The 12908-nt window shown below is 59.6% G+C and carries 13 protein-coding genes; 4 read left to right on the top strand and 9 right to left on the bottom strand.

The window, feature by feature from the left end:
• Positions 1 to 48 precede the first annotated feature (48 nt).
• The 3 genes from CHU94_RS12880 (at position 49) to CHU94_RS12870 (ending at position 2897) form a co-directional block, all read left to right on the top strand.
• Positions 49 to 414 (top strand): Mth938-like domain-containing protein, encoded by a 366-nt coding sequence (locus tag CHU94_RS12880; protein ID WP_094480440.1) that lies wholly within the window; start codon positions 49 to 51, stop codon positions 412 to 414.
• Positions 415 to 555: 141 nt separating this feature from the next.
• On the top strand, positions 556 to 1032 hold the full coding sequence (locus CHU94_RS12875; RefSeq protein ID WP_094480438.1) for a peroxiredoxin: 477 nt from the start codon (positions 556 to 558) through the stop codon (positions 1030 to 1032).
• A gap of 179 nt (positions 1033 to 1211) precedes the next feature.
• Positions 1212 to 2897, top strand: a complete 1686-nt coding sequence (locus CHU94_RS12870; protein ID WP_094480436.1) for a PhoH family protein — start codon at positions 1212 to 1214, stop codon at positions 2895 to 2897.
• Positions 2898 to 3002: 105 nt separating this feature from the next.
• Here CHU94_RS12870 and dnaB read toward each other — a convergent pair whose 3' ends face one another.
• The 7 genes from dnaB to ppsA all read right to left on the bottom strand — a co-directional run bounded on the left by dnaB (position 3003) and on the right by ppsA (position 10856).
• Positions 3003 to 4415, bottom strand: coding sequence for a replicative DNA helicase (dnaB, locus tag CHU94_RS12865; protein WP_094480434.1), 1413 nt, complete (start codon positions 4413 to 4415; stop codon positions 3003 to 3005).
• A gap of 195 nt (positions 4416 to 4610) precedes the next feature.
• Positions 4611 to 5063 carry a 50S ribosomal protein L9 gene (gene rplI, locus CHU94_RS12860; protein ID WP_094480432.1) on the bottom strand — a complete coding sequence of 151 codons (453 nt, stop codon included), beginning with the start codon at positions 5061 to 5063 and terminating at the stop codon, positions 4611 to 4613.
• Between the two features lie 12 nt (positions 5064 to 5075).
• Positions 5076 to 5357 (bottom strand): 30S ribosomal protein S18, encoded by a 282-nt coding sequence (gene rpsR, locus CHU94_RS12855; RefSeq protein WP_029708819.1) that lies wholly within the window; start codon positions 5355 to 5357, stop codon positions 5076 to 5078.
• Between the two features lie 17 nt (positions 5358 to 5374).
• Complete coding sequence (gene priB, locus CHU94_RS12850; RefSeq protein WP_255033943.1) at positions 5375 to 5668, bottom strand: primosomal replication protein N; 294 nt, start codon at positions 5666 to 5668, stop codon at positions 5375 to 5377.
• A 22-nt stretch (positions 5669 to 5690) separates the two neighbouring features.
• Entirely contained in the window at positions 5691 to 6056 is a 366-nt protein-coding gene (rpsF, locus tag CHU94_RS12845) for a 30S ribosomal protein S6 (RefSeq protein WP_029708817.1), read from the bottom strand.
• 103 nt (positions 6057 to 6159) lie between these two features.
• Complete coding sequence (locus tag CHU94_RS12840; RefSeq protein ID WP_094480428.1) at positions 6160 to 8466, bottom strand: VC_2705 family sodium/solute symporter; 2307 nt, start codon at positions 8464 to 8466, stop codon at positions 6160 to 6162.
• Positions 8463 to 10856, bottom strand: coding sequence for a phosphoenolpyruvate synthase (gene ppsA / locus CHU94_RS12835; protein ID WP_094480426.1), 2394 nt, complete (start codon positions 10854 to 10856; stop codon positions 8463 to 8465). The genes CHU94_RS12840 and ppsA overlap by 4 nt, the downstream gene beginning before the upstream one ends.
• 220 nt (positions 10857 to 11076) lie before the next feature.
• Here ppsA and CHU94_RS12830 point away from each other — a divergent pair, with 220 nt between their 5' ends.
• Positions 11077 to 11898 carry a pyruvate, water dikinase regulatory protein gene (locus tag CHU94_RS12830; RefSeq protein ID WP_094480424.1) on the top strand — a complete coding sequence of 274 codons (822 nt, stop codon included), beginning with the start codon at positions 11077 to 11079 and terminating at the stop codon, positions 11896 to 11898.
• A 201-nt stretch (positions 11899 to 12099) separates the two neighbouring features.
• Here the strand turns inward: CHU94_RS12830 and CHU94_RS12825 are convergent, their stop codons facing one another.
• Together CHU94_RS12825 and CHU94_RS12820 are read right to left on the bottom strand one after the other, a co-directional pair.
• The gene (locus tag CHU94_RS12825; RefSeq protein WP_081708677.1) at positions 12100 to 12408 is read right to left on the bottom strand and encodes a DUF2149 domain-containing protein; all 309 of its coding nucleotides are present in this window, start codon (positions 12406 to 12408) and stop codon (positions 12100 to 12102) included.
• A 2-nt stretch (positions 12409 to 12410) separates the two neighbouring features.
• Positions 12411 to 12902, bottom strand: coding sequence for a MotA/TolQ/ExbB proton channel family protein (locus CHU94_RS12820; protein ID WP_255033942.1), 492 nt, complete (start codon positions 12900 to 12902; stop codon positions 12411 to 12413).
• Positions 12903 to 12908: the final 6 nt, after the last annotated feature.

The following is a 12908-nucleotide window of genomic DNA, read 5'->3' as shown; positions in this document are numbered from 1 at the left end:
AGCGCTGCCATTCAACCGCTTAGCGCACCAGCGCAATCACCGTCCACCATGAAATTCATCCCAGACAACGCGCAAGGCCTGTCCATCACCGGCTATGGACCGGGCTGGGTGGCTGTCAACGGTGAGCAGCACCGCACCAGCCTGCTGGTCAGCAGCGAGGGTTTTTGCCGACCGTGGGGAAGCCCCAGCTTCTCAGGGCTTGAGGGTACACATTTCGACGAATTGGCCGAACTGGCCCCCGAACTGGTGCTGTTCGGAAGCGGCGAGCGCATCCAGTTTCCGCCCCCCCAGTGGCTGACAGCCCTGTACGGTCGACGCATTGGCGTGGAAACCATGGACACCCAGGCCGCCTGTCGCACCTACAACTTCCTGGCCGGCGAGGGCCGCAAGGTCGTGGCCGCCCTGTTGGTCTAGGGAATCCACTAGCAATTGGTGGCAGGGCGGTAGCCATTTCAGAGTAAAATTGCGGGTTGCGGTCTGGGGCGACGAATTGCTGTCACGTTTGGCGCCCCGCACTACGACTGACACATCAAGCACGCGAGACTGAAATACCCTATGGCGATCGTTGTCAACAAACCCCTGCCCGAATTTGAAGCCAACGCCACCGGCGGCATCAAGGTGACCAACACCACCCACGTCGGAAAAACCATGGTGCTGTACTTCTACCCCAAGGACAACACCCCCGGCTGCACCACCGAAGCCATGCAATTCCGCGACAAGTACAAAGACTTCGTCAAAGCCGGAGCCGAAGTATTCGGTGTCTCCCGCGACAACATGAAGTCCCACGACGAGTTCAAGGCGAAGTTGGAGTTGCCCTTCGAACTGATTGCCGACACCGAAGAAAAAATGTGCCACATGTTCGGCGTGGTCAAAAACAAGATCATGTATGGCAAGAAGGTCAAAGGCATTGAACGCAGTACCTTCTTGGTAGGTGCTGATGGCGTTCTGAAAGAAGAATGGCGCGGCCTCAAGGTTCCTGGGCATGTGGACGACGTGCTCAAGGCGGTCAAGGCGCTGAAGAAAGCCGCCTGATTTTCCTGCTGTTGTTTTGCGGCACAAGCAGAACAACAGCGCCATTTTGCTCATGCATAATGGTTTCATGCCGTTGAACGTCGCAACCGCGCTCTCACAAAAAGCCGCCTTGGCTCAAGGCGGCTTTTTCGTTTTTCTGGCATCTGTTTCTCACTCTCCATCTTCTGCGAGCCCACTCCATGCCATTGCCCACTGCCCCGTCCAAGCGCGCCGATCGCCTGACCGCCAAAGACTTTGACGCACCCGCACGAGCCGCCCTGCGCCCCCAGCGCAAGACACCGCAGACTGAAACGCCGCCCCCTGCTGCCCCAGTTACACGCAGCAAATCGGAGCCTTCGGTAACCAGCAAGAAGCCCCAAACAGCAGCGTTGACACATAGCCCCGTCACCGCGCCAGCGAGTACCCCGGTGCCGGCTGCGACAGCACCGAAATCGGCAGTGTCACCCGTACGCCGCAGCAAGAAGTCCGCAGCCAGTGGCCCTACCAAGCTGTTTGTGCTTGACACCAATGTGCTGATGCACGACCCGATGTGCCTTTTCCGCTTTGAGGAACATGACATCTATCTCCCCATGATCGTGCTGGAGGAACTGGACGGCCACAAAAAGGGCATGACCGAAGTGGCGCGCAACGCCCGCCAGACCAGCCGCACACTCGACGCGCTGGCAGGCACCCCCGGCGCCGACATCACAGCCGGTTTCCAGCTCGACAGCACAGGCCACAAGGATGCGCGCGGCAAGTTGATGTTCCAGACCCAGCCCCTGAACTACACGCTGCCCACCAGCCTGCCCCAAGGCAAGGCGGACAACCAGATCCTCGGCGTGGTCGAGGCCTTGCGCCAGCACTACGCCCCACGTGAGGTGGTTCTGGTGTCCAAGGACATCAACATGCGCGTGAAGGCGCGCGCATTGGGCTTGGCCACCGACGATTACCAGAACGACAAGACCCTGGAAGATGGCGACCTGCTGTACTCCGGTGCGCTCGCCCTGCCCTCCGACTTCTGGGCCACCCACGGTCAAGGCGTGGAAAGCTGGCAGCAAGGCCCGCACACCTTCTACAAGGTGGACGGACCCGTGGTACCCAGCATGCTGATCAACCAGTTTGTCTACTTCGAGTCTCCTGGCGAGCCCAGCCTCTATGCCCGTGTGACCGAGATCCGCGGCACCACGGCAGTGCTCAAGACACTGAAAGACTTCAACCACCTGAAGAATGCAGTCTGGGGCATCACTACGCGCAACCGCGAGCAGAACTTCGCCATGAACCTGCTCACGGACCCAGAAGTCGACTTCGTCACCCTGACTGGTACGGCCGGCACCGGCAAGACGCTGATGGCCCTGGCCGCCGGCCTGACGCAAGTGCTAGATGACCGCCGCTACACCGAAATCATCGTCACCCGCGCCACCGTGAGCGTGGGCGAGGACATCGGCTTCCTGCCCGGCACCGAAGAAGAAAAGATGGGTCCCTGGATGGGCGCGCTGGACGACAACCTGGAAGTGCTGGGCAAGACCGACACCAGCGCCGGCGAATGGGGCCGTGCGGCTACCAACGAATTGATCCGCAGCCGCGTGAAGATCAAGAGCATGAACTTCATGCGCGGGCGCACCTTCCTGAACAAGTACGTGATCATCGACGAAGCGCAAAACCTGACTCCCAAACAGATGAAAACCCTGATCACGCGTGCCGGCCCCGGCACCAAGATCATCTGCATGGGCAACCTGGCGCAGATCGACACGCCCTACCTCACAGAAGGCTCCTCGGGCCTGACCTTTGCGGTGGACAAGTTCAAGGGCTGGCCACACGGCGGCCACATCACGCTGGCACGTGGCGAGCGCTCGCGCCTGGCGGACTTTGCGAGCGAGGTACTCTGAGATCCCCGGTGTGAAGCGCTATTGATTCCATAGCTGCTCGCGCAATAAAGACAAGGGCTGGAGGCCAATTTGGCATCCAGCCCTTGTCTTTCATGACCTTCAGAATCAGTAGTCGTCGCCACCGCCCATGCCACCATGGGCCAGATTCTCAAACTTGGTGAAGCGGTTCATGAATGCCAGTTTGACTGTACCCGTGGGGCCATTACGCTGCTTGGCGATGATGACCTCGGCCACGCCGGGCTCCTTGCACTGGTCCTTGGTGTAGTACTCGTCACGGTAGATGAACATGATGATGTCCGCATCCTGCTCGATGGCGCCGGATTCGCGCAAGTCACTCATCATGGGGCGTTTGTCGGGGCGTTGCTCTACCGAGCGGTTGAGCTGCGAGAGCGCAATCACCGGGCACTTCAGTTCACGCGCCAGCATCTTCAACCCTCGGGAAATTTCGCCCAGCTCGGTCGCGCGGTTTTCGCCGTCTCCGCTGCTGCCACTCATGAGCTGCAAGTAATCCACCACGATCAGACCCAGCTGGCCGCACTGGCGCGCCAGACGGCGTGCATTGGCACGTACCTCACTGGAGTTCAGGCCCGCACTTTCGTCTATGTGCAGGGAAATGGTGCGCAACTTCTCGATGGCCTCAGACAGGCGCGGCCACTCGTCGTCGCTGAGTTTGCCGGTACGCAAATGGCCCTGGTCAATGCGACCGATGGAGCCCACGATACGAACCGCCAACTGGGCCGCACCCATTTCCATGGAGAAAATGGCGACTGGCAGGCCCTCGTTCAAAGCCACGTGTTCGGCAATGTTGATGGCCAGCGCGGTCTTGCCCATGGACGGACGTGCGGCGAGCACAATCAGGTCGCCGGCCTGCAAACCGGCCGTCATGCGGTCAAAGTCGATAAAGCCAGTGGGAACACCGGTCACGTCATTGGGGTTGTCGGCCATTTCCTGCACACGGTCCAGCAGGTTGACCACCAGCGTGTCCATGGCCTGGAAGCCCTGCTTGTTACGCTTGCCGGCTTCACCGATGTTGAAGATCTTTTGCTCGGACTCGTCCACAATCTCGGACACCGCACGCCCCTTGGGGTTGAAGGCATTGGTGGCGATCTCGTCACTGGCGCTGACCAACTTGCGCAGGATAGACCGGTCACGCACGATTTCGGCATAGCGCCGAATATTGCTGGCGCTAGGCACATATTGCGCCAAAGAGTTCAGGTAGGTCAGCCCGCCAATCTCCTCGGCTTTGCCCTGGCTTTGGAGATGCTCAAATACCGTGATCACATCGGCAGGTTTGTTGCCATTGATCAGTGTGCCGATCGAGGCGTAAATCAAGCGGTGTTCGTGGCGGTAGAAATCGGTATCCACCACCACATCACCCACCCGGTCCCAGGCCTCGTTGTCGAGTAACAAGCCGCCCAACACACTGGACTCACCTTCAATGGAGTGCGGAGGCACCCGCAGTTGTGCGATTTGGCGGTCGGGTTCAAAACCTTCGCTGGGAGACAAAACGGCAGACATGGTCAATTTCCTTGGAACCTTGCATCCTAAGCGGCCCGCAGGTACACGTCGAGGGCAAAGGCTGGGGGCAAGTTGTGGGCAAACTGTGCAAAGGGCGGGATAAGTCGCTCCCAAAAACACAAAAGCCGCAAGGGACCTGCCCCGGCGGCTTTTGGTGAGAACCGTCCCGTTACCGGGCCAGTCTTCGGGGTGCTGTTAGGCAGTTTCGCCGTATACAGACACGGTGATATCGACCACCACGTCCGTGTGCAAAGCCACGCTCACGGTGCTGTCGCTGACGATCTTGATCGGACCGTTGGGCATACGGATCTGGGACTTGGCAACTTTGTAGCCACCCTTGGCCAGCTCTTCAGCGATGTCGTAGTTGGTCACGGAACCAAACAAACGGCCATCCACGCCAGCCTTTTGGGTCAGCTTGATGGTAGTGCCGCCGAGCTTTTCGCCCAGAGCTTGGCATTCAGCCAGCTTGGCCGCTGCGGCCTTTTCCAGTTCAGCGCGCTTGGCTTCGAACTCTGCCTTGGCAGCTTCGGTAGCGCGGCGTGCACGGCCGGACGGGATCAGGAAGTTACGGGCGTAGCCGTCTTTGACCTTGACGATTTCGCCCAGGTTGCCGAGGTTCACAACCTTGTCGAGCAGAATGATTTGCATGGTTGGAGCTCCTTAGATCTTGTGCTGGTCGCTGTAAGGCAGCATCGCCAGGAAGCGAGCGCGCTTGATAGCGGTGTTCAGTTGGCGCTGGAAAATCGCGCGGGTGCCGGTCAGGCGTGCGGGGATGATCTTGCCGTTCTCGGCAATGAAATCACGCAAAGTGTCGATGTCTTTGTAGTCGATTTCTTCAACGCCAGTCACGGTGAAGCGGCAAAAGCGCTTGCGCTTGAACAGCAGCGATTGGGTGTTGCGCTTGGGGCGCTTGTCTTTGTTGAAACGTTTTGGTCCGGGCATGATGGACTCCTAAAAAATTAGTCTGGCAAAAATTCTTGAATGTGAAACACGAGGGATTTGCCTTGACGCGCATTGGCAAGAAAACCGCTAAACCTCCAGACACTGCCGATGGCCTGCCTTGCAAGCCGCTCCGCCAATGTGCCGAAAGCCACTGCTTTCACCACCACCTTCACGGTTCGCTGGCTTCCTGCTTCTGGCACCTGAGACTCGTGTTCGAGCCGCAGATTCAGGGCAGGTATGCCGGCCGGTGTGTACCGCATGGACTCAACCTCTGCGATACAAGCACTTAAAACCAGTGAGTTGGTTTGCACTCCTTCTCAGGCAAATGCGTGTTTACGCTTGGTACTCGGCCTGTTGGGCCTTGCGTGCGTCTTCACGTTCCACGGTTTTCATCATGGAAGAAGGACCGGTTTCGGCTTTCTTCTTCAGCACGGTGAGGTGGCGCAACACGGCGTCGTTGAACTTGAACGCATGTTCCAGCTCAGACATCACAGCCTGGTCGGCTTCGATGTTGACGCACAGGTAGTGGGCCTTGGCCAGCTTGTTGATCATGTACACCATCTGACGACGGCCCCAATCTTCAACACGGTGCACCTTGCCACCGCCAGCGGTGATCATGCCCTTGTAACGCTCCAGCATGGCAGGAACTTGTTCGCTCTGATCCGGGTGGATCATGAGGATGATTTCATAATGACGCATTGATACTCCTTGAGGATTTCGCAGCACTTGCGTGCCGGTCTGAGTGAAAGCTGCCCCCGGCGTCTAAAACGGGGTGCAGCAAGGCGAAGCCCGCGATTATAGCTCAGCCCAGATGCGGGGCCAAATCGCGCTCAGGGACGGGGTCAGGTTTTCCCAGCCAACTACACAATACACACGCCATGACACCGGCGCAGACACCAAACACCCCTGCCGAAATAGGCTGAATGCCCCACCACAGCCCATCGCCTTGCAGGCCAAAGCTCTGGCGTACCCAAGGCAGGTTAATGGCCATGTAGTAGACCGTGACCCCCAAACCGGTCAACATGCCGCCCACAGCCCCCGATCGCGTCATGCCCGGCCAAAAAATGCCGAGCACCATGGCCGGCACAAAAGCCGCCCCCGCCAGGGAGAAAGACGCAGACACCAAATACAAAATTCCAGCTGGCCGCTGCGCAGCCGCATAGGCGGCCACCAAGGCCACCACCAGAAGGGCAAATTTGGACCACATGACACGGCGCATAGCCTGGGCTTTATTGCTATTGCCTTCAAAGTACACATCATGGGCCAATGCATTTCCGATGGTCAGCAACAATCCGTCTGCCGTCGACAGTGCGGCAGCCAAACCGCCCGCCGCCACCAACACCGACACCACATAGGGCAAGCCGCCAATTTCGGGGGTGGCGAGCATCACCAGATCCGGGCCGATCTTGAGCTCTGCGAACTGCAAGATCTGGTCACCATTGACATCCACCGCCATCAGCAGAGACGGATCGCGCGACCACTGGGCTATCCAGTGCGGCAGTGCATCCATAGGCTGCCCCACCAAATGCGCCATCACCTCGTACTTGACCAAAACAGCGAGCGCCGGGGCCGACAAATAGAGCAAGGCAATGAACACCAAAGACCAAGCCACCGAGCGACGCGCCTCGGCCACCGAGGGCGTGGTGTAGTAACGCGTGAGCAAATGCGGCAGGCCGGCAGTTCCCACCATCAGGCAGAACATCAACGCCAGGAAATTGGCCCGTGCACTGTCGAAGTCGGCTTGATCCTGCACCGTGCCCTCCGGGCTACCCGCGTAAGGCCGCGTGTGGGCAGGCATGCCCCCCAAGGGCTGGGCACGCTCCAGATTGTCCGCCAGTGCTTTGGCCCACCGCTCACGCGCCGCGTTGGCATCTTTGGGCAAGGCTGCCAGTTCGCGGCGCAGCTCCTGGGCACGGGCATCATCGGCCTTCTGGTCACCGAGGGCACGTAGCTGGCGGCGCAGCTGTTGGCGCTCGTGCTGTAGAGACTCCTCCACGTTTTGCAACTTGCGCTCCAACTCGCGTGCACGCTGGGCGTAAATTTCAACGACTTCTTGCTCAAGGGGAGAGGCCTTGAATTGCCGCTCCAAGTCTGCAATCTTGGCCAATTGCTGCCCATAAGCCAGCGGCGCCAAGGGGTTGCCTGTCTGTTTGTAAGACAGCCAAGACACCGGAATCAAAAAGGCCAGAATAATGACTACGTACTGCGTCACCTGCGTCCAGGTCACGGCCCGCATGCCGCCCAGAAAGGAGCAAACCAAGACACCACCCAACCCCAGCAGGATGCCGATCTCAAAGTGCACACCTGTCAGGCGTGAAGTGATCAAACCCACACCGTAGATTTGTGCGACCACGTAGGTAAAGGAACACAAGACCGCAGCCATGGCCGCCAGCATGCGGGGCCAGCGCCCACCGAAGCGCACGGCGAAATAGTCAGGCACCGTGTAAAGACGCATGCGCCGCAGATAGGGCGCCACCAGCAGCGCGACCAGACAAAAGCCGCCTGTCCAGCCCAGGACATAGGCCAGGCCACCGGGCTGCCCTCCCGCCCCCGAAAAGCCCTGCAAGTACAAGCCACCGGCCATGCTGATAAAAGAAGCAGCACTCATCCAGTCGGCGGCCGTAGCCATGCCGTTGTACATAGCAGGTACACGGCGTCCCGCCACGTAATATTCATTGGCATCGGCGGTACGGCCCACCACGCCAATGACGGCATAAAGCACCAAGGTGGTGGAGAGAAAAATGCCGGCCACCCAGGGCTTGGACAGGCCCATACTCTCCGCCACGGCCAATGCAGCAATAAACAGCAGAACAAGCAGTACGTAGAGGGCAAAGCGACGGTGCAAGCGCCGCTCGTAACGGCTGTAAGCATCCGGGTCAAAGCCCAGGGTTTCCGTGTTGCGCCGGTTCACGCGCCAGGCAAACACCACCACGATGGCAATGAAAGCCAGCACAGCCCCCTGTGCGGCAAACCAGAAACCCACAGGCCACCCCCAAAATTCCTGCTGCAGGTCATTGGCGAAGAACACCACGCCAAATGACACAGCAAACCACAGCGCCAGCAGCCCTGCATGCAGGCGCCACCGGCGTGGGCTTGCCGCCGCCGTCATTTGCTGGCGAGCTGCTGCCAGGTGGCAACCACCGAGTCAGGGTTCAGGGAGATAGACGAAATGCCCTGCTGCTCCAGCCATTGCGCAAAGTCAGGGTGGTCGCTGGGGCCTTGACCACAGATGCCGATGTACTTGCCTTGGCGCTTGCAGGCTTCAATGGCCAGGCTGATCAGTGCCTTGACAGCAGGGTCACGCTCATCAAAATCAGCTGCCAGCAGCTCCAGGCCGGAATCGCGGTCCAGGCCCAGGGTGAGCTGGGTCAGGTCATTGGAACCGATGGAGAAGCCGTCGAAGTACTCTAGGAACTGATCGGCCAAGATGGCGTTGCTTGGGATCTCGCACATCATCACCAGCTTGAGCTCGTTTTCGCCACGGCGTAGGCCATGGCGGCCCAAAAGCTCGGTCACTTTCTTCGCCTGGCCCAAAGTCCGCACGAAGGGCACCATGACCTGCACATTGGTCAGGCCCATGTCGTTGCGCACGCGCTTCAGGGCTTCACACTCCATGGCAAAGGCTTCACCGAACTCGGTGCTGGTGTAACGCACGGCGCCACGGAAGCCCAGCATCGGGTTTTCTTCCTCGGGCTCATAGCGACTACCACCGATCAGCTTGCGGTACTCGTTGCTCTTGAAGTCCGACAGCCGGACGATGACGGGTTTGGGCCAGAACGCTGCGGCAATGGTGGCCACACCTTCGGCCACGCGGTCCACGTAGAAGGCGCGGGGTGACGCATGGCCGCGGGCCACCGACTCGACAGCCTTCTTCAGGTCACTGTCGATGTTGGGGTAGTCCAGGATGGCCTTGGGGTGTACGCCAATGTTGTTGTTGATGATGAACTCCAGACGCGCCAGGCCCACACCCTGGTTGGGCAACTGGCAGAAGTCAAACGCCAGCTGGGGGTTGCCCACGTTCATCATGATCTTGACGGGGATCTCGGGCATCGCGCCGCGCTGCACTTCGGACACTTCAGTCTCCAGCAGACCGTCGTAGATGAAGCCGGTATCGCCCTCGGCGCAGCTCACGGTCACCAACATACCGTCTTTGAGCAGGTCGGTGGCATTGCCACAGCCCACCACGGCCGGAATGCCGAGTTCGCGCGCAATGATGGCGGCGTGGCATGTGCGGCCGCCGCGGTTGGTGACGATGGCGCTGGCACGCTTCATGACCGGCTCCCAGTTCGGGTCGGTCATGTCGGTCACCAGGATATCGCCCGCCTGCACGGCGTCCATCTCGTTGATGTTGTGCACGATGCGTACCGGGCCGGTGCCAATTTTCTGGCCAATGGCACGGCCTTCGGCCAGCACATTGCCTTTGCCCTTGAGCTTGTAGCGGTACTCGGCCTGGGTGCCGGCCTGACTCTTCACCGTTTCTGGGCGGGCCTGCAGGATGTAGAGCTGTCCATCCACGCCGTCCTTGCCCCACTCGATGTCCATGGGACGGCCATAGTGCTCTTCGATTACCAGCGCGTATTGGGCCAGTTGCTCCACATCGGCGTCGGTCAGCGAATAGCGGTTGCGTAGCTCAGTCGGCACATCGGTGGTCTTGACCAGCTTGCCGCTCGCAGCCTTTTCCTCCGATGTGGAAAACACCATTTGCAGCAGCTTGGAGCCCAGATTGCGGCGAATCAGCGCGCGCTTGCCAGCTTTCAGCATGGGCTTGTGCACATAGAACTCATCCGGATTCACGGCGCCTTGCACCACGGTTTCGCCCAGACCGTAGCTGCTGGTGATGAACACCACTTGGTCAAAACCGGATTCGGTGTCGATGGTGAACATCACGCCCGCAGCGCCCAGATCGGAGCGCACCATGCGCTGCACGCCGGCGGACAGGGCCACCACGTCGTGGGCAAAGCCCTTGTGCACGCGGTAGCTGATGGCGCGGTCGTTGTAGAGGGAGGCAAACACCTCTTTCATCTTGTGCAGTACGTCTTCGATGCCGACCACGTTGAGGAAGGTTTCCTGCTGGCCCGCGAAAGACGCGTCGGGCAAATCTTCGGCCGTGGCAGACGAGCGCACGGCAAAGCTGGCCTGGGCGTTACCCGCAGACAGAGTGGCAAAGGCTTCACGGATGGCTTTTTCCAGATCGGCCGGGAAAGGCTGAGCCTCCACCATGGCGCGGATTTCGGCACCCACCTGCGCTAGGGCACGCACGTCCTCGGTGTCCAGGTTCTTGAGTTTGGCGCTGATCTTGTCGGCCAAACCGGCGTGAGCAAGAAACTGGCGGAAGGCGTGCGCCGTGGTGGCAAAGCCCGTGGGGACTTTCACGCCTTGCGGCAGTTGCGAAATCATCTCCCCCAGGGAGGCGTTTTTGCCCCCCACGGATTCCACATCGGCCATGCGCAGCAGCTCGAAGGGGACGACCAGGTCGGTCGGGTTGAAAAGTTTAGACATAGGATGCTCCAGAAGTTAAAACCTTTACAGGGCCCCGCGGGGAAACCTCACCCGCTTGCCGCAGCGCACGACCGTTCGTTTTCTGTTGTTGCTGTTATGGAATTACGAAGCAGTTACCAAATGCGCTAAATTGCACTGATTGTAGGTGGCAGGCGCAGCCCGCCGACCACCGGAAAACCCGTGAGCGCTTGCAAATCACTGACACCCAGGACCCCGCACCATGCCCCAACGCACCGTATTTTTCATTTCCGACGGCACCGGCATCACCGCTGAAACCTTTGGCAACGCCATCCTGGCGCAGTTTGAGATGAAGGCACGCCATGTGCGCCTGCCCTTTGTGGACACGGCCGACAAGGCCCACCAGGCCGTGCGCCAGATCAACCACACCGGGGTGGTGGATGGCAACAAGCCGATTGTGTTCACCACGCTGGTGAACATGGAGGTGCTCAAAGTCATCCAGGAGGGCTGCCAAGGCATGCTGCTGGACATGTTTGGCATGTTTGTGCACCCGCTGGAGAACGAGCTGGGCATCAAGTCCAACCACCGCATTGGCCGGTTCAGCGACGCCAGCAAGAGCAAAGAATACCAAGACCGTATCGAGGCAATCAATTTCTCATTGGCGCATGACGACGGCCAGAGCAATCGCGACCTGGAGCAAAGTGATGTGATTCTGGTGGGCGTGAGCCGCAGCGGCAAGACGCCGACCTCGCTCTACCTGGCCATGCAATACGGCCTCAAGGCATCCAACTACCCGCTGATTCCTGAGGACTTTGAACGCCGCCAACTACCGCCGGCGCTGGTGCCGCACAAAGGCAAGATTTTCGGGCTAACTATCCAGCCCGAGCGCCTTTCCGAAATCCGCAACGAGCGGCGCCCCAACTCCAAGTACGCCTCGCTGGAGAACTGCCGCATGGAAGTGAGCGAGGCCGAAGCGATGATGCGGCGCACCGGCATCCGCTGGCTATCGACCACCACCAAGTCCATCGAAGAGATCGCCACCACCATCTTGCAGGAGATTCACCCGGAGCGGTTGGTGTACTAGGCCCCCACGCTCCGCCGTTGCGCGGGTCGCTTCCCCCAAGGGGGCTAATTTGGCGATCGCCGCTGGCCGCCAAGCGGTCCAGAGGCCTTGGGGCGGCACAGTGGCAAATTGCCCTCTATCCTCGTAGACATTTCACTATGATTTTCATAGCTGCTCGCGCAATATCTACGAGGGCCAGGTGCCACTCTCACTAACAAATGGCTATTCCGGCACGTAGACGATACCGCCGTCCTTCATGCGGTAAGCCGTCCCTGCCTTGGCGCCCTCGCCCTGCCCGATCTGGCCGCTGGACTTGTAGCGCTCAATCTTCTCGCCTTTTTTGACCATCATCTCCATGGTGGGCTTGCCGGCGTCGGTGATCACCGTCACGTCCTGCTTGCTGAAGGCGTTGAGCATGGGGTTTTGTGCCACCGTAATGAGCAGCGCGGCGATGATGACCAGAAAGATATCGATGATGTTCACCACCGAGAGGATGGGGTCGTCGTTCTCGGGTTCGTGCAGCAACTTCAAGCTCATAGGATTTTCCTTTGCTGCAGAGAGACCAACTCCTCGGCCAGCCAACGGCGGCGTACATTGGCAACCCAATAGGTAATGCTGGCCGCGATCAGCGCCAGAATCACCGCAGAGAACGCTACCGTCAGGCTGCCAGAGACTTGGGCCAAATTGCCATCTGACAAGGACTTGAGTGCCGGCCCCATGGGAATCATCGTGCCCACCAAGCCCAGCATGGGCGCGATGCGGCTGGCCAGGCGCTCGGGCTCCAGCAGCTTGTGGGCAAACAGGTCCAACTCGTCTTCGGTGGCTTCGGGGCGGTTTTCCACGTAGCGCATCAAGGGATAGCCCGCCAACTTGGCAGGATTGCGACGTTGCACAGCCTGCACTGTGAACGAGCCCAGCACATACAGCGCATACACAAACAGCAGGGCCACCAGGGCCAGCACCGGCAGCAAAAATAGCTGCCCCACCTGGTACATGAAAATTTCAATCGTCGAGCTTTGGCTCATGGGATT

This window comes from Rhodoferax sp. TH121, from assembly GCF_002251855.1.
Lineage (GTDB): Bacteria > Pseudomonadota > Gammaproteobacteria > Burkholderiales > Burkholderiaceae_C > Allorhodoferax.
This window is presented reverse-complemented; position numbering and strand designations above follow the sequence as displayed.